This is a genomic window from Amycolatopsis plumensis (genome assembly GCF_042652605.1).
Lineage (GTDB): Bacteria > Actinomycetota > Actinomycetes > Mycobacteriales > Pseudonocardiaceae > Amycolatopsis > Amycolatopsis plumensis.
The window spans coordinates 8,930,328-8,947,560 of sequence record NZ_JBHSJY010000001.1; the positions used below are offsets into that span (position 1 = coordinate 8,930,328).

At 69.5% G+C, this 17,233-nt stretch carries 15 protein-coding genes; 7 read left to right on the top strand and 8 right to left on the bottom strand.

Translation table 11 applies throughout. From position 1 onward, the window contains the following. Nucleotides 1-83: 83 nt before the first annotated feature. From ACFPLC_RS42995 to ACFPLC_RS43015, 5 genes are all read right to left on the bottom strand, one after another. Nucleotides 84-1,592: an SCO6880 family protein gene (locus tag ACFPLC_RS42995; RefSeq protein WP_378194914.1), complete on the bottom strand. Its 1,509-nt coding sequence runs from the start codon at nucleotides 1,590-1,592 to the stop codon at nucleotides 84-86. Beyond that, nucleotides 1,589-2,998 carry an ICP22 family protein gene (locus ACFPLC_RS43000; RefSeq protein WP_378194917.1) on the bottom strand — a complete coding sequence of 470 codons (1,410 nt, stop codon included), beginning with the start codon at nucleotides 2,996-2,998 and terminating at the stop codon, nucleotides 1,589-1,591. The genes ACFPLC_RS42995 and ACFPLC_RS43000 overlap by 4 nt, the downstream gene beginning before the upstream one ends. Then, on the bottom strand, nucleotides 2,995-3,810 hold the full coding sequence (locus tag ACFPLC_RS43005; RefSeq protein ID WP_378194920.1) for a hypothetical protein: 816 nt from the start codon (nucleotides 3,808-3,810) through the stop codon (nucleotides 2,995-2,997). Before ACFPLC_RS43005 ends, ACFPLC_RS43000 begins: the two co-directional genes overlap by 4 nt. A 3-nt stretch (nucleotides 3,811-3,813) precedes the next feature. After that, nucleotides 3,814-4,104: a hypothetical protein gene (locus tag ACFPLC_RS43010; RefSeq protein ID WP_378194923.1), complete on the bottom strand. Its 291-nt coding sequence runs from the start codon at nucleotides 4,102-4,104 to the stop codon at nucleotides 3,814-3,816. A 90-nt stretch (nucleotides 4,105-4,194) separates the two neighbouring features. Further along, nucleotides 4,195-4,674 (bottom strand): hypothetical protein, encoded by a 480-nt coding sequence (locus tag ACFPLC_RS43015; RefSeq protein ID WP_378194926.1) that lies wholly within the window; start codon nucleotides 4,672-4,674, stop codon nucleotides 4,195-4,197. Here ACFPLC_RS43015 and ACFPLC_RS43020 point away from each other — a divergent pair. Further along, a complete protein-coding gene (locus ACFPLC_RS43020; protein WP_378236180.1) occupies nucleotides 4,651-4,788 on the top strand; it encodes a hypothetical protein in 138 nt (45 codons plus the stop codon). The two genes, ACFPLC_RS43015 and ACFPLC_RS43020, sit on opposite strands and share 24 nt — an antisense overlap. 552 nt (nucleotides 4,789-5,340) lie before the next feature. Then, nucleotides 5,341-5,988: a hypothetical protein gene (locus ACFPLC_RS43025; RefSeq protein WP_378236181.1), complete on the top strand. Its 648-nt coding sequence runs from the start codon at nucleotides 5,341-5,343 to the stop codon at nucleotides 5,986-5,988. Nucleotides 5,989-6,014: 26 nt separating this feature from the next. On the opposite strand, the gene ACFPLC_RS43030 is transcribed toward ACFPLC_RS43025, so the two are convergent. Together ACFPLC_RS43030 and ACFPLC_RS43035 are read right to left on the bottom strand one after the other, a co-directional pair. Beyond that, nucleotides 6,015-7,229: a hypothetical protein gene (locus tag ACFPLC_RS43030; protein WP_378194931.1), complete on the bottom strand. Its 1,215-nt coding sequence runs from the start codon at nucleotides 7,227-7,229 to the stop codon at nucleotides 6,015-6,017. Then, nucleotides 7,222-7,575, bottom strand: a complete 354-nt coding sequence (locus tag ACFPLC_RS43035) for an ImmA/IrrE family metallo-endopeptidase (RefSeq protein WP_378194934.1) — start codon at nucleotides 7,573-7,575, stop codon at nucleotides 7,222-7,224. Before ACFPLC_RS43035 ends, ACFPLC_RS43030 begins: the two co-directional genes overlap by 8 nt. A 423-nt stretch (nucleotides 7,576-7,998) precedes the next feature. Between ACFPLC_RS43035 and ACFPLC_RS43040 the strand changes: the two genes are divergently transcribed. Then, nucleotides 7,999-9,234 (top strand): cytochrome P450, encoded by a 1,236-nt coding sequence (locus tag ACFPLC_RS43040; RefSeq protein WP_378194937.1) that lies wholly within the window; start codon nucleotides 7,999-8,001, stop codon nucleotides 9,232-9,234. On the opposite strand, the gene ACFPLC_RS43045 is transcribed toward ACFPLC_RS43040, so the two are convergent. Next, the gene (locus tag ACFPLC_RS43045; protein WP_378194939.1) at nucleotides 9,188-11,458 is read right to left on the bottom strand and encodes an ATP-binding protein; all 2,271 of its coding nucleotides are present in this window, start codon (nucleotides 11,456-11,458) and stop codon (nucleotides 9,188-9,190) included. The two genes, ACFPLC_RS43040 and ACFPLC_RS43045, sit on opposite strands and share 47 nt — an antisense overlap. Nucleotides 11,459-12,327: 869 nt before the next feature. Between ACFPLC_RS43045 and ACFPLC_RS43050 the strand changes: the two genes are divergently transcribed. The 4 genes from ACFPLC_RS43050 to ACFPLC_RS43065 all read left to right on the top strand — a co-directional run bounded on the left by ACFPLC_RS43050 (nucleotide 12,328) and on the right by ACFPLC_RS43065 (nucleotide 17,233). Next, a complete protein-coding gene (locus ACFPLC_RS43050; protein ID WP_378194942.1) occupies nucleotides 12,328-14,247 on the top strand; it encodes a S53 family peptidase in 1,920 nt (639 codons plus the stop codon). 82 nt (nucleotides 14,248-14,329) lie between these two features. Continuing rightward, on the top strand, nucleotides 14,330-15,199 hold the full coding sequence (locus ACFPLC_RS43055) for a L,D-transpeptidase (protein WP_378194945.1): 870 nt from the start codon (nucleotides 14,330-14,332) through the stop codon (nucleotides 15,197-15,199). 33 nt (nucleotides 15,200-15,232) lie between these two features. After that, nucleotides 15,233-15,988, top strand: a complete 756-nt coding sequence (locus ACFPLC_RS43060; protein ID WP_378194948.1) for a hypothetical protein — start codon at nucleotides 15,233-15,235, stop codon at nucleotides 15,986-15,988. A gap of 138 nt (nucleotides 15,989-16,126) precedes the next feature. Next, entirely contained in the window at nucleotides 16,127-17,233 is a 1,107-nt protein-coding gene (locus tag ACFPLC_RS43065) for a hypothetical protein (protein WP_378194951.1), read from the top strand.

Below are 17,233 nucleotides of genomic sequence, written 5' to 3' on the forward strand. Positions count from 1 at the left end.
TCGGTGCCCTGTCGGTCGCGTGCCGAGTGCGGGCCCGAAGGTAGCGAGCAGTTCCGCGGCGGTCCGCTCGTCGGTGCGGCGGCTCATGACGCACCGCCGCGCAATCGGGGCAAGCCGACACCGACGGGCAGGACTGCGGCGACGAACCCGGCGTCCTGGGCCAGTTCCATCCGCAGCAGCTGGAAGCGGCCGGCGATGTCGTTCTCCAGCTTGGCCGCGTGGTCCTCGACATTCCAAGTGTCCGGGATGGTGACCGCCGCGGCGACGGCGAACCGGACGATCCCGTGCCCGGCTGCGACCGCGTGCTCCTGCGCTCGCGCCCCGCCCGCCTCACGGGCCTCGGCGGCGCCGGAGTTGAAGCCCTTCGAGGACTTCCAGTCCCGCACCACACCGGTGCGGAACCGCAGCCGGCGCACCGCCTTGCGGGACCGGTGCTGGGACAGGGTCTCGTAGTGGATGGCGAGGCTGCGTCGCTCGCCTGCGGTTCTGACCGCCAGCAGCCCACCCAGCGACCCGAACACCGTCCCGGCCTCGGGCATCAGCACCGAGTAGGACACGGTCGCGAAGCCGTCGTGGTAGTACGCCCGCGCCGACGGTGCAGGTGCGTGTACTGGTCCGGCGGTCGCCCAGCGGACACCCACTTCGGTGCCCGTGCGGTGGCGGCGCGCGGCGAGGCCTGCGGCGCTGGCCGGGTTGAACCCGGTGCGGATCGCCACTGCCAGCTCTGGACCCGACAGCCACTTGACGGCGGTGGCACCGAGGGATTTGAGCTTGTCCTCGAGTCCGTCCAGCACCCGGTAGAGCACCGCGGCCCGGCCGGCGACCCCGCCACCGGCTGCGGCGGCCGGACGGCGGAGAGCGTCTTCGGTGCCGGAGAGGGTGACGAACACTTCGTGCCGGACCGACACCGCCCCGACCAGCTTGTCCAGCTCCTCGGCCGCCTGGCGTACGAGCGCGGGCGCATGCGGGACATCGTGTTCGGCGCGCCACGCCTGGTAGTCGGCGCCGTCGTCAGGCACGGTCCGCACCAGCAGCGTCATCCGGTCGATGACCTCGCGGTGCCCGATCGACAGCAGCAGATTGCCCAGCCGATTGGCCAGCCGCTCGCACTGGGCGTCCGAGAGCATCCCGACACCGGCGTGGGTCAGGCGGGCGGTGGCACCCCACCGCCCGTCGCCGGTGTCGTGGATCAAGCAGACGCGGCCGACGTCGCGTAGCGGTGGCCCGTCGGGGAACCGCAGCCGGGCCAGCACCCCGGGCAGGTCCGGCTCATCCAGGTCTGTGGCTTGCCCGGTGACCGCGCGGGACTGCCACCGCGACCAGCCCAGCGCGAAGCCGGCTCGGTAGAGCAGCAGGTGCCCGAGCCAGCGCAGCGCGGGACGCCCGCGGACCGGCACGACGACCAGCGTCGCCGCCGTGCCGCAGAGCGCGCCCAGCAGCAATGCCTGGCCGAACTGCTTGGCCGCCAGTGCGAGGATCACCGGCACGGCCAACCCGACGCACACGAACGCCTGCACTGGCGTCAGCCCGATGATCCAGCCCGCGTGTTCCTTGCGGGAGAGCCCCTTATAGATGCGTGTCGCGGTACTCACAGCAACGCCGCCGCATCCCCAGCTCCACTGGCCGCGGCGCCGCCGCCGTCATCCGGCGGCGGACCTCCCGGCGGCTTGGGCGCTGGTGGTGTGGGTAGCCCCGGGTCGTCGGGCGGGTCCTGCGGTGGCGAATTCCCGTCGTCACCGCTGTCGTCGACATGCCCGGCCATGCTCGTATTACCGGTGCCGCCGGCCTCGGCAACAGGCGCAGCTATGGTCTCCGCAGCCGAGTCGGCTCCCGATTCTTCTCCATCGCCGGATTTCTCGCCCGCGGACGCGTCGCCGCCTGGAGCAGCGCCGGTCGCGTCCGCAGTGCCGGATGCGTGCTCGTCGTCGGTCGCGTCGGACGGGCCGAGGGACATGTCGTCTTCGGCGGCGGCCTGGTCGAAGCGGTCGACGTTCGCCTGCTCCTGGCCGTCGCCCCCGTCTTCTTCCCCGTTGATTCCGTTGCCACTCAGCTCTTGACGTGCCTTGTTTCCGAACGCTCCGGCTATGCGTCCGACGATGCTGTTGGCGCCGTAGGAGTCCAGACCAGCATCTGAAAGCTTGTCGCGGAACACCCCTTGCGGGTCGGCACTGGGATCGATGAATGCGAAGAGCTTGAACAGCACCAGCGGCACGCACAGTGCGACGAACAGCACCCCGATGCCGGCCAGCAGCCCGGACAGGCCCTGCGCACCGCCGACGATCGCGACGGCCAGCACCACGACGAACGCCAGGGCGGGCTTCATGACGATGGCGACCAGGCCCCAGCGGACGACTTTCCAGTACCACCGCGCGCTCGCATCGGCCACGAGCCCGGCCGCGGCGATGGGGATCGTGGCGACCAGTACGTAGATCGCGGCCTCGCGGAACACCGCCTCGAACGCAAACCCCAAGCCCGCAGGGATCACCCCGAAAGCACCGGCCAAGCCGAGCACGACGTTTTTGACCTCGTCCGAGAGGGCGTCGGTGAATCCGGTCATGTTCAACGCGTCCCGGAAGTTGCCCACCCGCAGCCCGGTGGACAGGATAGCTTCGGTCAGGCCGTCGGCGGCGACGAGGAATGCCGCGACCACACTGACGGTGAGGGCGAGGGCGATCCCGTACTGGATCGGGCCGGTGATCAAGCGGAGGAAGCCGCGGCCGCCGCGGGCGACCGTGGTGATGATTTGCCAGAAGAACATACCCAGCGCGATGGCTCCAGAGATCCAGAGCGTCATCGGCCACAAGACCGAGACCGGTCCGTCCGTGGTGGACACGGTGAAGATGGAGAATTGGTCCACCAGCTCGAACGCGGTACGCAGGATAAACAAGGCCGCGGCCCAGGTGGCCGCCATGAACGGCTCAAGGATTCCTGCGGCGGTCGCGCTGATCGCCCCGCCGGCCAGTTCACCGAGCTTGTCCAGCAACTCGAGGGGATTCACCGGGCACCGTCCCGGTTCAGTGGCCGGTACCCCGCGGTGACGGATTCGATGCTGCCCGGCCATGCGCAGGTGGCGTACGCGGCGCGCGAGCCAGGAGCGATGCGCCAGGCAGTGCCGGTCCAGCGCAGAGCCTGGCAGTCGCCGATGCCCATGCTCGTGGCCTGCCCCTGGTAGTCGAAGCTCAGTTGCCCGAGCGTGCACACCACCGCGAACCGGCCGGCGTCGGCGGTTCCCTTGATCAGCCCCTGGGTGACCTCGTAGGTCACGGTCAAGCCGGGCTTAAGCTCGCCAGGGCGGATGCCGGCGCGGTCGCGGAAGGAGGTCAGCAGCGCGTACAGGCCACTCCCCTGCGGCGCCGGCGCGTGCGGCAGCGCCGATTCGACGTAGGCCCGCAAATACGTCGCTGGGTCGCCGCCACGCAGCGCAACTTCGTTGAAATCAGTCAGCCAGCCAAGCGCGCCTTCCGCGGACGCCGGGAATCCATCGGAGATCACGCGGTCCGCCAACGGCGCCGGTCGCGGCACGGTGATCGGCGGGCCGGCCGTTGCGGTGGTGAACGCGTGCGGCAGGGCCGCCTCCGGTGGCAGTGTCAGCATGGGACGGCTGGCCAGCGCGGTCGCCTCGTCAACCGGTGCCGTGGGTGTGGCCGTGGGCGCGACGCCGGGCGGGGACGTCGTCGCCGGTGGCGCAAGCGGAGTTGTTGCGTGCCGAGCGATGAGGACGACCCCGATCGCGGCCACGAGCACGGCGGTGACGGTGATCCAGCGGCGGGCACGAGTACGGGCGCGTGGGGATGGCGTGGTGGTGAACATGGCTCAACTGCCTGCGAACGAATTGATGAGGGACCAGCCGATGCCGTAGAGGATCGCGCCAGCGATGGCGCAGAGCATCATGACGACGCCGACTTTCCCGGCGCGGTGATGATCGACCCAACGGCCACCGACCCACACGATCAGTCCGATGAAGAACCCGGCGACGAGCGCGACTCCCGCGCCCCACTTGACGTTGTTAAGCAGCCCCAGGATCTTGTCGCCACCGACCTCGGGCTGCACGGGTGTCGGATTCGGGATCTGGACGACCCAGTCGATGACACTGTGCGCGGACATCGCGCCCTCCACATCGCACCACCCGACGTCTCGTCAGGCGGGTCAGGTGGGAGGGCGTTGAAGTCGTTCTCAGCTGAATGGTGGGCGGCCTCAGCCGGTGTCGGGCTTGGAGACGCGACCGCGGCTGATCCGGGGCCACCGCAGTGCCGGGCGGCGTGTCGGCGGCTGCAGCATGCGCCAGGAACGAAGCAACTGTTCGGCCTGCGAGCGAAGTGCCGCAGGTGTCACCTCGGCCGTGATGCCGTGGCTGGCGACGTTACGCTCGTGCGGGAAGAAGACAGCGTCGGGTAGCAGGACGCTGGTGCGGCGCCCCGCGGTGCCGGCCACGCCTTTCGGCCATCGGCGGGCACCCACGACGAGCAGTTGCGTGGGTGGGGTCACCGCACAGGCGCGCACCCACGGCTCCAGGCGGGCGAGGACCTGTTCGGCGTGCGCGAGTCCAGGCACCGTCGCCCGGACTACCAGTGCGGGTATCGGTGAGGGGCTGCCGACGCGCAGCCATTGCCCTGGCCCGAGTGTGGGGTCAGTTGCCAGCCGCCAGGGGTCGTGGCCGATGTCGACCACGGTCACGTCGACACCGCGGCCACCGCCGGGGTGCCAGTACGGCGGCGGCGGAAACATCACCGGCTCGGCCGCGGACTCTGCCACGTCGAGGCGGGCAAGTATCGCGCGGGCTCGCCGTGAGAACCGGATCCCGGCTGCGGGGCCGGGTCGATCCCGCCGGGGCCCGTCGGCTCGCGCGGCGCGCCCGAGTCCGGATCGGACCGGATCGCCGGCATCGACGAGCAGCACCGATCGGGCCGCCAGCTGGAGGGCGTCAGCGATCGCGACGGCGGTGCTCGTTGCGCCGGCTCCCGGAGAGGCAGCCATGATTGCCACGACGCGGCCAAACGGTGACCAATCGATCAGCCCGGCCGTTCCCTCCGCGGGAACGGGCGGGTATCGCCCTGTAGCCGGTGCCCCCACGCCAGCGCGGACACCCGCAGATAGGTCGGATCTAGTCATGACGGGCTTCCCCTCAGCGGTGATGCGCCGGTGAAGGGTGCGGCGGTCACAGTGGGACCGTGCTCCAACCCCGTGTACGGGATGGCATGGGTTGCTTTCTCTCGGTAAACCGAAGATACTCGCAACGAGTGTGGCTCTTTGCATTCGATGGTAGACGTAACTCGGGATGTGTCAACACGGGCCATTACGACGAAGTCAGCGCCAGGGGTGACGAAGCTGAGGGGGTGTGGTGTGGGCCGACGGTATGAGGATGAGCCGGTTTTCGACAGCTGGGAATCGACTGCGCCGGAGTACCTGGCTTCGCCGATCCCGCATCGCTCCTACGCCGGGCAGCAGCAGCTCACCCTCGAACTGCTCAACCTGGACACCTTCGCTGAGCGGTTGACGTACTTGTTCGACCACGAGTCGACCTACTACGTGCTCGAGGGCGAGGCCGTCGTCGAGCCCGACGAGATCGCCCGCCTAGCCGCCGACCAGACGCCCGGGTTCCGAAGTTTCGTTGCGCGGGTGCCGCTGGTGGCGCGATGGGTTCAGGCCCGCAGCGGGGTCACCCTGACCAAACAGGCCCTTCACAACTTCAAGGGCGGGGTCCGCGAAAATACCCGCCCGTCGATCAACCGGGCCTTGGCCGCGTTTTGGCGCATTCACCAAGATTTGCTCGACCCCCACGTTGCGGCCGCGGAGTTCGCGCTGCCCTACGACGAAACCGACCGCAGAGCCCACGAGCTGATGACCGAGTTCGGCGGGGTCGGGGTCGACGCCCGCACGATCACCAGCTACCTGGACGGCGCCCACGAAGCGGACAAACAGCAGTTGCTGAAGGTGTTGGAACGGATCGCCCAGACCGCCCGCGACACCGGCCACGGGCGGCCCGGCTGACGGTCCGACAGCCGGACCATCCGTCATCACCTCCGGCTGCCGGCGACGGACTGCGTCGGTCCCATCTTCTTCGCCAGCCGCTGTACCCGACGGTCGCTCAGAGCCTCGCCGACAGCTGCCAGATAGGCAAGTCGTGTGCCGTCATCGACGCGCAAGTGCTCGGTTTCCGGCCACCACGCCTCGCCATCCTCAGCATCGTCGGCGCCATCGCGGGTGCGCTTCCGCGATGGGTGTGACAACTGCGCGACGAGTGTGGCTATCGCGATCTCGATCTCGACGGCGGTGGCCATCGGTTCGATGTCCATGCCATAGACGAGCGTGAGTTTCCGCAGGCCCTGGCGTATCGTGCAGCGCGTCGCCGAGCCGATCATCTGGTCGACGATGAGTAGAGCGTCCTCGATTTCGACCAGCTGCTGAGCCTGGGTCAGTGGCGGCCGGCGGCGGCTGGCGAGCAGGATCCGCGCCCGCCGCCACAGGCGCTCGATCGCGGCGTCCTGGCGTGCTGTGCGGCGCCGGTCGCGTCGGTCGAACACCGAGCGGGTCGCGGCGGCGAACAGCGAGCCCAGGACGAACAGCAGCAGCCCGGCGGCGTCGGTGAATACCCCGAAGTGGCTGCCCCGGGACAGATGGTCCGGGTCGGCCAGCAGCCGGAGAGCACCACCGAACCGCCAGCACAGCCCGACCAGCGACACCGCGATACCCAGCTGGGCCAGGGCGACGCCGCCGCGGACCGCGGCCACCTCACCCATCGCCACCACGGTCAGTCCCAGCAGCAGCAGCGCCAGCCAGCCGACCATGTAACCGAGGTAGATCGCACTGTAGAGCTGGGAGGGCAGGGCCGGGTTCTTGGGCGAGGCGAACCAAGACGTGTGCGCGCCGGCCAGTACGTAGAGGGTGACCATCGCCGTGGCGCAGATCAGGAAGATCGTGACCACGCCGGGCATGGGAAGGCGGAGCTGCCCGAGGGTGTGCAGAAACGCGGCGGTGAAGACCATCGCCAGCATCGCCAGCAGGTGGTGGGCCACGATCGCGACGTTGTGCAGCCCGGTCAGGTGGTCGGCCCAGTCCAAGGTCATCGGGTTACCGGCCGCCATCGATAGGGCCATACTCGCGATGCCGGCGGTCAGGAGGTGGCGGCTGAGGGTGTAGCCGACGCCGCGGTTGACCAGCACCTTCCGTGCCGATTCGGCGACGCCTGCGGCTGCAGCGCCGTACCAGAGGAAGGTAACCGCGTCAGGCATCGGCGCACAGGTGGCGACGGGCTCCGAAAGCCGCGCGCAGGGCCGTGCGGCCTGGCGGGAGGTGGCGATCACGGTGGCGCGCGGTCCCGGCCCGCACGTGCGCCTGCAGCAGGTCGGCGAACTGCTCGGCTTCGATCTCCCGGCGGTTGTCGGTGCTCGTGCGGCGTCCGCAGACGTAGTCGCCCGGGTGGCCGAGGAGCCAGTGCCCGACCTCGTGGAAAGCGATGTGGAACACGTGCGCCGGGACGGCGGTAGCCGCGACGCCGAGCCAGCACTGTGTCCGCATGCGCACCAGCAGCCCGCTAGTCCCGCGTCCGCTCGGCATCCTCCCCAGGACCACGGTCATTCCCCGTTGCTTTCCGACGGCGTTCAGAAACGCGCGTAGCTCGAAGGGGTACCGAATCGGCAGCGTGGCGATGAGGGTTTCGCAGCGCCGGATGAACTCCTGATCTTCGGATCCTGTGTTGGTCAACGTTGTCCCCTGGATGTCGTGTCGATCCCGCCGGTCCCCACCGGCCCCCTAGTCGACGCTGCCGCGGTGGATCTTCATCGCAGCAGGTCAGAGCGTTGCCGCCATACTGACGGACGCGATACATCTCAGACGCCCGGACACGCCCGCCGGATCCCGCAATATTCGTGTGCGGGGGTCAGGCGGGGGTGCTTGCGGTCGTGGCGGGGTCGGTGCGGGACCGCATATTTCTCGCGCGGGCCGCATTCTCGCCTGGTGGAGGGTTGATTCCCTGGTCTGCGGACGACTAGTCAGGAGGTCATGGTGCTGAATTCGGGGGACGCGCCGACGCGCGGTACTGACACTGATCCGACGGCGTTGGCACGGCAGTTCAACCATCTCGATCCCGCCATCGCCGAGGGGGCGTACGAGACGCTGGGGACGATCCGAAGGGGGTGTCCGGTCGCGCGCAGCGGTGAGCTGGATGGGTTTGTTCTGATCACTGGTTACGACGAGATCCGGGAGGTTGCCCAGGCTCCGGACCGGTTCAGCGCCTACGTCGACGGGCTGGGCGCGGCGGCCGTGGTCACCGAGATGCGGGAGGCAATCGCGCCGATGTTCGAAACCGACGACCAGCATCATCATCAGTGGCGGCGCGCGCTCACGGACTTCTTCACACCGGCGGCCGCTGCGGCCCAGGAGCAGTACGTGCGGGCGATCTGCCGGGAGACACTGCAGGGACTGATCCCTCGCGGTGCTGCGGACCTGGTCGCCAGCTACACCCAGCAGGTGCCACCGCTGGTGATCGGGCGGGTCCTCGGGCTGGCCGAGCTGGAGCGGGCGTGGCTCTCGGAGCATGTCCGGGCGCTATACGCCGCCGACACGTTGACCGAGGCTCACCAGATCGGACGGGTGTACGCGGACTTCCTGCTCGGACAGATCCGCGAACGCCGCGGTCATCCTGGTCGTGACCTGCTCTCGTGCATGGTCACCGTCGAGGCCGACGGGCGCACCGCCAGCGAGGACGAGCTGGTCAAGATGACCATGCTGATGGTCGCGGCCGGGCACCTGACGACCGCCGACGCCTGCGCCACCGCCATCCTGCGACTCCTGGAAGACCCCGTGCTGCGCGAGCGCACGGCAGGTGACGCGGAGCTGCTGGGGCTGTTCGTCGAGGAACTGGTCCGCCACGAGCCGGCCGTCACTGCCACCGGCCGCACGGTCACCGCCGACACCCAGCTCGGCGGGATCCCGCTCTCAGCCGGGGACCGGCTGCTGTTGGCCTGGGGCAGCGCCAACCGCGACGAACGCCACTTCGACGACGGCGAGGTCTTCCGCCTCGACCGCGAACGCAGCCGGACACCGCATCTGGGGTGGGGCACCGGGGAGCACCGTTGCCTCGGCCGGCACCTTGCCCGCGTCGAACTGCGGGTCATGCTGGAGGAGTTGCTGCGCGCGCTCCCCGACTTCCGGCTTCAGCCAGACGCCACCGCGCGGCGCACGTTCGGGGTCACCCGCGGTGTAGCGGCGTTACCGGTGCAGTGGAGCCGTCGCTAGCCGCGCCGTACGCGCGATACCACTCGGCTAGCTCCCTGCGGCCGCGCAAGGTCAGCAGCCGGTAGATCCTCGTCAGGTCGCCCTCAATCGTCCGCGCCGAGTTATGCAACACGGCGCCGATTTCCGGGTTCGACATCCCTTCGCTGACCATTCGCGCGATCTGCCACTGCCGCTCGGTCAACGCCGGCGACGCGGGGTCGGTGTCGCCGAGCGCGAACGCCACGATCCGGTCGTCCCGCCATCGGCCACCGGCCCGGCGGGCCGCCTCGAAAGCCTCCTCGCCGATGCCATCGATGATCGCGGCGATAGCAACGTCCCGGTGACGGCGCCACCCAGGCAGGCCGTTGAACCAGACCCCGTGGCGGGCCTGCAGGCTGTCCGAGCCGCCATACAGGTGCGCCGCGCCGACAAGATCGCCTGCGAGCACGCGCTTGCGTGCTTCCTCTTCGACACCCCAGGCAGGCCCCCACAGGTCGCCGAGTTTCACCTGCGCGCGCAGCGCGTTGCGAGCACTGGCCTGCGGCTGCGACCCCTCGGGCAGGCCGCGGGTCCATTCTGCCCAGGTGATCGCCCATTCCGCGCCGCTGGCGTGGGCCTTGTCGAGGCACCACTGCGACATGCGGTCGGCCTCCTCGACCGGGCCGAGCAGGCCGGCGGTGAACGCGTGAAACAGCCCCGCCATGTACGCCGAGCCGTGGGCGCCAGCCGCACGGAATCCTTCCCGGGCCGCCTCTAGCTTCACGTATCCGCTGCGCAGCCCCAGAGCCAGCGTGTCGTAGGTGCCGTCGATGAACTGCACCGCGGGCGCGTTCTCCATGCCGATCTGCCGGGCGAGGTCCACGCACTCGTCGCGGTGGGCCCTGCCGCGTTCGCGGGTACCGAGTGCAATCCAGATCCAGCCGACCATCGCCAGCGCCGAGACCCGCACCGGCGACGGCGACGGCGCCGCAGGCCCCGCCCGCAGCAGCTTTTCCACCTGGCGGCAAACGGGGATCTCCGTGGCGAAAAAATACGGCGCGCGGGTGCGCAGCAGGTCGACCATGATCGCCAGTCCGCGCTCCGCCTGCCCGTGGTCGGCGCACCAGCTCACCGCCGCCGTGATGTTGCCGGACTCGGCGTTGACTTGCTGCAGCCAGGTCACCTCGTCCGGCCCGAACCAGCGTTCGGCCGCGTCCCGCACCAGCTGCGCGATCCACGCGCAATGGCGTTCCTCGACCGTGTCCTGGCCGCCGAAGTGCCGCAGGCGTCGCCGACCGTACTCGCGTAAGTAATTGTGCTGGCGGTAGCGGCCGTCCGCGGACGCGCCGTCGACGATCGAGTGGGTAACCAGGTAGTCCAGCGTCGAGAGGATTTTCGCACGGTCGACGCACTCGTCAGCGCAGACCTGCTCGGCCGCCTCGAGGGTGAAGCCGCCGGTAAACACCGTCAGCCGGGCCCACACCCGCTGCTGCACCTCGCTGCACAGCTTCCAGGACTCACCGATTGCCACATCCAGGGCCAGGTGATGGGCTTGGACTCCGCGGGTGCCCGGGGCGTATCGCAGCGACAGCCCGCCTTCCAGCCGTTCGAACACCACAGCCGGCGAGCGACCTGTGCTCAGCTGGGCCGCGACCAATTCCAGGATGAGCGGAATGCCGTCGGACCAGCGCACGAGCCGGACGATGGCCGACCAGTCATCGTCGGCGGTCAGCGGCCGCCCGGCCAGGGCTGCGCGGTCCTGCAGCAACCGGACGGCGTCGCACTCCTCGGCCTGGACGCGGTCGGCGCCCTCCTCCGGGACGCGGAGGGGATTGAGGTGCACGATGCGCGCGCCGTGAATCTGCAGCCAAGCTCGGCTGGTCGCGACGATCTGCAGCTGCGGCGCCTGGTTCATCAGCAGGTCCACAAGTTCCTGGACGCAGCCGAGCAGTTGTTCGCAGTTGTCGAGTACGAGCAGGACGCGTTGGTCACGCAGGAACCCGATCAGTACGTCCATTGGTTGGGCGTCAGGCTGGTGATTGGAGACGCGTAGATCTGCGAGTAGCAAGTTGCAGATTCGCTCAAGGGTGGTTTCGTCGTCCGCCTCGTCGCTCATTTCGGCGAGGCGAACGAAGGCCGCCATGTCGTAGGCGTCGCGTCGCTGCCGGAAGACTTCCGCGGCTAGTCGTGTTTTTCCCACTCCGCCGCTGCCAGTCACTGTCACCAGACGGGCACCGTCGTCGAGATACGCCTCGACCTCGGTCACCTTGTGTGTTTGACCGACGAGCGTCGTCGGATAGGCCGCGCCCGGAGGACCGGCACTCGCCGATGTTCTACGCGCCATAGCGCCGGGGGGTCGCACCATTGGTCACCCTGGCGCATGGTGCCGCGGTGCGCGACTCCGACATTGCCCCTCCTTCAGCTGTCCCTGCTCGTCACAGGCGTCGATCTGCGCTGTCCCGCCCACGCCCGGCGAGCGCTGCGTTCATCCCAGGTGTACCGCCCTCCGCGTCATGTTTCGTACCACGGGCAACACAGTGATCCTCAAGCATTAATCAGGGAACACTCAATCGGGTTAATCGTCAACAACCAGATAGCCCGCAGATGACTACTCTAAGTAATATAGTCGCTTTTCGATGGACCGACCAAAAGGTCGCGCGTCAGGGCTCACAAAGAGCGTCCACCGAGACCCTCATGGCGGCGACGGCCGGGAAAGCCAGTCGTCGCACCCACATGCATCCATCGACGCTCGCAACGGTTGTTGACTTTTGCCAAGATCGAGTTATTGTTCGTGTCAGCAAGGCGGATCGCGCTCACGTCGGGGAGGCGTGGTGCAGGTGCGGTCAGCCGACACGTTGGGACGTATCCGTGCTCACACCATTTGCTGTATGCCACGTAACGGCTCGCGGACCGCCGTAGCGATCTCGATCCGGCGACCACCTGACTTAGATTCTCGCCGGTCGCGCAGCGACCGGCGCAAGGACCAGGCCTGCACGGCCGGTCCGCCCGTCCGAAGTCTCCGCTCAGCCCTTTCGCGTATCCCTGGCTGCGGCACGAGGCCCGCCTTTCAGCACGCCCGTCACCCGACAGACGTCGTGCTGGATGGCATTCCCTTTCATTCAAGGAGAAACCTCGATGCACAGCCGTCTTTGGCATGCCCTCGCCGCGACCGCGGCTCTACTAGCCTCCACTGTGGCCACCGCCGTCGCGGCACCCAGTACCCCCAGCGGCGACACCGCTGACCGCACTCCGATCACCGGGAGCACCCCCGCCTGGGCCACCCCGCACACGGAAGTCGCCCACGCCGACGGGAACACCGTCCGGCACATCAAGGTCGCACTCGCGATCCGTGACCAGGCCGGTGCCGAACGCCTCGCCGCACAGCTGGCCACCCCGGGCAGCGCCGAACACGGCGAGTTCCTGTCCTCGAAAGAGTTCCTCGACCGATTCGCCGCCACCCAGGACACCGTCGATCAGGTGTCACAGTGGCTGGCCACGCAGGGCCTGCACGTGACCGGGGTCAGCGCCAACAGGCACTTCGTCAATGCCGAAGCTTCCACCGCAGCGCTGGAGTCCGCGTTCGGGACGAGGATCGCCGCGTTCCGCACCCGCATCGACGGCGCGGTCCGCACTCTGACCGCTCCGGCGTCGCCGGTTACCGTGCCGACATCGCTGCGCGCCTCGATCACTGCCGTGCTCGGCCTGGACGACAGCGCCACCCTGCTCAAACCCCAGCACACCCGCACCAACGCGGCGGCAACCGAACAGCACTGCGCCCGCTGGTGGGGCGAGCAGAACAACACCGACGTCCCGCAGAAATACCCGTCCGGATTCCAATCGAACGCACTCTGCGGCTACACCGGCACCCAGGTACGCGCGATGTACAAGCTGAGCAACGGCAGCACCGGAGCCGGGACGACGATCGGGGTCGTCGGCGCCTACAACTCCGACACCATCGTCGCCGACACCAACCAGGCCGCCGGCCAGCTCGGCGTGCCGCCGCTGGCCGACGGCCAGTACAGCGCTGTCCTGCCCGAGGGCGGGTTCACCGACGCGGCCGAGTGCGGCGCCGAGGGCTGGGCGGCCGAGCAGACCTTGGACGTGCAGGCCTCCCACACCGTCGCTCCGGCAGCGAAGATACGCTACTACGCCGGGAAGACCTGCAAGGGCACCGGGATCTACGAAGCGTTCAACCTGGCCGTCGCCGACAACGCCGTGGACGTGATCAGCAACAGCTACGGCAACGCCGACGGCGAGAACAGCTTGCCGCAGATGGCACGGGATCAGTTCAACGCGATGGCGCTGCAGGCCGCAATCCAGGGCCAGACCGTCACCGTTTCTACCGGCGACGCCGGCAACAACTCCGGCCCCGTCGGCCACCCCGCCGCCAGCTTCCCGTCCTCGAGCCCGTGGGTCGTCGCGGTCGGTGGCACCAGCGTCGGGCTGGACCAGAACAACCAGCCCACGGTGCTGACCGGGTGGGAGAACAGCGGCAACACCCAGTCCGGCAGCAGCTGGGCACCGCAGCAGGATACCGACGGCCCGTTCGCCTCCGGCGCCGGCGGCGGCAGCTCCGCGCTCTACTACATGCCGAACTGGCAGGTGGGCTTCGTCCCTGGCAACGGCGAGAAGCGCGGGGTCCCGGACATCGCGGCGCTGGCCGACTCCTACACCGGGATGCTGGTCGGGCAGACCATCAAGGGCCAGTTCGGTATCGGCTCCTACGGCGGCACCTCTCTGGCTTCGCCGCTGATCGCCGGGCTCGTCGCCGACGCCCAGCAGGCCCGCTCCGGCAACGCACGCGCAGGGATGCTCACCCCGATCCTATACAGCCTGGGCGGATCCAGCGCCATCGCCGACGTCGTCCCGCAGAAGGCCGGGGTATGGACGCCGATGATGCACGCCTTCGGCGGCGTCGCCGTCCCCGGCGGGCAGGGCAGCTACCTGATCGACTTCGACGCCCGCCCACAGAACCTGCAAAGCAGCCCTGGCTGGGACCCCGTCACCGGGCTCGGCACCCCCGCCGACGGCTTCATCACCGCGCTTTCCCAGTAGCCACGACCGCTTTCGTGGTGGGCCCGCTCCACAGCGGGCGGGCCCACCACGGCCTTCAACGACCCTTTGGAAGGACTACTCCATGTCCGAGACGCTACGACCGGCACCAAACCGGTGGCGGGTGCTCGCGCTCTGGCTGGCTGCCATCACGATGGTCGCCACCGCGGGAGTACTCCTCGCACCGTCGCACCCCACGCCCGACGCTTCTCACGGAGCCGAGCCGGTCGAGCTGGGAGTCGAGCTGCACGTCCCGGTCGTGGCGGCCCGCGCGGTCCCGAATCTGGCCGGGCTACCCGAGGCCAGCACCTTCGGCACGGTGCCGACCGCTCCCCTGGATGAGACAGCTGCGGAGGTCCCAGACGGGCAGCTCGTGCACCCCACCAAGCCGGTGCCGGTGTTCGACCAGCCCGGCGGGGCGGCCATCGCCGTCCTGCCGACCACACAGCTCGGGTCCGACACCTGGGTTCCGGTGATCGCCGAGGAACCGGGCTGGGTGCAGGTCTTGCTGCCGTCGCGGCCCAACGGCTCCACCGGCTGGCTGTCCACCCAGGACAACACGCTCACGATCCGATCGACGTCCGACTGGATCGTCATCGACCGGGCCGCGTTCCGGCTCACGCTCTACCGCGGTCACCAGCAGATCGGCACCTGGAGCGTCGGAGTCGGCACCGCGGCGGCGCCGACCCCGACGGGGCGGACCTTCGTGCTGGCCTCGATGACCGATGCGACGCAGAAGTTCAGCCCGGTGATCTTCCCGCTCGGGATCCACTCCACGACCTATTCGACCTACGGCGGCGGGCCCGGCACCACCGGCATCCACGGCTGGCCCACCACCGACGTCTTCGGCCGCCCCTCCAGCGACGGCTGCATCCGCGTCCCCGCCGACGCCCTGGCCACCCTCACCAATCCCGCCGATCCGGTGCCCATCGGCACCCCTGTCCTCATCCGCTAACCCAACCGCGTCAACATATCTGGAGAGCCCGCTATGAACACCACCCGTAGCGCCCTCGCGGCCGCCGGAGCCGGAGCGCTGCTCATCGGCACCCTCACCACGTTCGCTTCCAGCTGCACCCCCGCGACAGCCGCACCGCCGGCCCTCGCGGCCGCCGCGGCGACGTCGACGGCGACTGGGATCTCGGTCTCCGGCGGTGAAACCCTCAAGCCCGCCCGGCCGAGTGTGTCCAGCAGCGGTGCTATCACCTCCGCCGGCGGCTCGGTGTCCAGTCCCAGCGGTGCCGTAGTGGCCAACGGCATCAGCCTGCAGGCCGGCGCCGGATTTGCCGAAGCCCGTGTCGCCTCGGTTCGAGTCGGCGGGACCACGGTCGGGCCGTTCACCGCGACCTGCCGCAACGGCGCCATCACCACCAGCGCACCCAAGAGCGGCAGCGGCAACCTCAAGGTCTCGCCCGGCGGCCACGGCACCGCCGGGGTCATCACCGTGACCACCAGCACCGCCCCCGCCCGCACGAACGAGTCCGGCGCGCCGACGTCGAGCAAGCCGACCGCAGCGACGGCGATCACGGTGACGGTGGCGACGGTCAGCTGCGGCACCGGAACCCCTCCGCCACCGACGGGCAACCCGCCCACTGACACCCACCCGGCCCCGACGCACAAGCCCGGCACCCCCGGGAGCTCCCGGCCGGGTGTGCCGGGCCAGCGGCACCAGCAGGGCGACAACCCGAGCGACCGGACCGCGCCCAAGCCGCAGCCCAAGCCCGGCCACGTCGCCGTCACCGGCTGACAACCAGACCGCGCGGGCCCGCACCCCCAAACCCTCCATTGCGGGCCCGCGCACCCCTCCCGCTCCCCATGTCCCCGCCGGCGGCCCTCCCCACGCCCCGCATAACTCAACCGACTTCGCCCACCAGGGGAGATTCCCATGTCCACGCTCGTGTTCAGCCACCCCAGCAACGACCAGCTCGACAACGCATCCTCCGAGGACGTCCGTGCCGTGCACTTCGTCGGCTCGCTGCCCGCCACCCTGACCGGAGACCACCGAGCCACGATGCAGTGGTTCCTCGACCACACCCCCAACACTGCGTTGACCGGGCTGCCGTGCGACCCGGACCCGCGATGGATCATCGACTGGCTCGACGGCCTCACCGCCGTCGACGCCCTCGAACCCGTCCGCACCGGCCACTCCGCCGACTACGACGACATGCCGACCTACCGCCTCAAGCACGGCCACTGGCTCGAACCCGACGACCTGTCCCTCGGCCGCGCCGCCCACACCGACGCCGTCATGGCCGCCCGCGCCCAGCTGCACGACGACCGCGACTTCCCACCGCATCAGGTGTCGATCCCGAACCCGTACGACCTGTCACTATTCACCTTCGGCAGCCCGGGTGCCGCGATCACGCACCTGCCGGTGTTCCGCCAAGCCGTGCTCGACGACGTCCACACCATCCACCACCAGCACGGCCACCAAGTCGTCTTCCAGCTCGAGACCCCCGCCGTCCTCGCGACGCTGGACCGCACACCACGGCCACTATGGCCCGCCGCCGTACGGGCGCTGGCCAAGCAAGTCGCCCGCGTCTTCGCCGACGGACCGCGCGAGGCGACGTGGCGGATCCATCTCTGCCACGGCGACCTCGGCAACCAGCCGCTGTTCCCGCTCTCCGACCTCGTGCCCGCCGTGCAGTTCCTCAACGCGCTGCACAAACAGCTGCAGCGGCTGCGGATCCCGATGCCTCCTGCGCACATCCCGATGTGCACCGGCACCGACGCACCCCCGACGGATCCGCGGTTCTACCGGGCGCTGCGGCACCTGCGCCGCGACATCGACGTCATCGCCGGCCTCGTCGACGAAACCCATCCCAAGGAGTCCCGCACTGCGCTCGGGCTGGTCGAGACCGAACTGGACCGGCCCGTGCTCGCGGTCGCCGCGGCCTGCGGCCACGGCCGCCGGACCATCCCCGCCTCCACTGCGAATGCCGCGCTCGCCTGCGAACTCGCCCACCACACCACCGACACCCCGGCCCGCTGA

Coding starts and splice junctions, on each gene's coding strand:
- ACFPLC_RS43065 (WP_378194951.1), top strand. CDS start 16,127: ATGTCCACGCTCGTGTTCAGCCACCCCAGCAACGACCAGCTCGACAAC.
- ACFPLC_RS43035 (WP_378194934.1), bottom strand. CDS start 7,575: ATGACCGTGGTCCTGGGGAGGATGCCGAGCGGACGCGGGACTAGCGGG.
- ACFPLC_RS43055 (WP_378194945.1), top strand. CDS start 14,330: ATGTCCGAGACGCTACGACCGGCACCAAACCGGTGGCGGGTGCTCGCG.
- ACFPLC_RS43030 (WP_378194931.1), bottom strand. CDS start 7,229: ATGCCTGACGCGGTTACCTTCCTCTGGTACGGCGCTGCAGCCGCAGGC.
- ACFPLC_RS43010 (WP_378194923.1), bottom strand. CDS start 4,104: ATGTCCGCGCACAGTGTCATCGACTGGGTCGTCCAGATCCCGAATCCG.
- ACFPLC_RS43060 (WP_378194948.1), top strand. CDS start 15,233: ATGAACACCACCCGTAGCGCCCTCGCGGCCGCCGGAGCCGGAGCGCTG.
- ACFPLC_RS43005 (WP_378194920.1), bottom strand. CDS start 3,810: ATGTTCACCACCACGCCATCCCCACGCGCCCGTACTCGTGCCCGCCGC.
- ACFPLC_RS43050 (WP_378194942.1), top strand. CDS start 12,328: ATGCACAGCCGTCTTTGGCATGCCCTCGCCGCGACCGCGGCTCTACTA.
- ACFPLC_RS43040 (WP_378194937.1), top strand. CDS start 7,999: ATGGTGCTGAATTCGGGGGACGCGCCGACGCGCGGTACTGACACTGAT.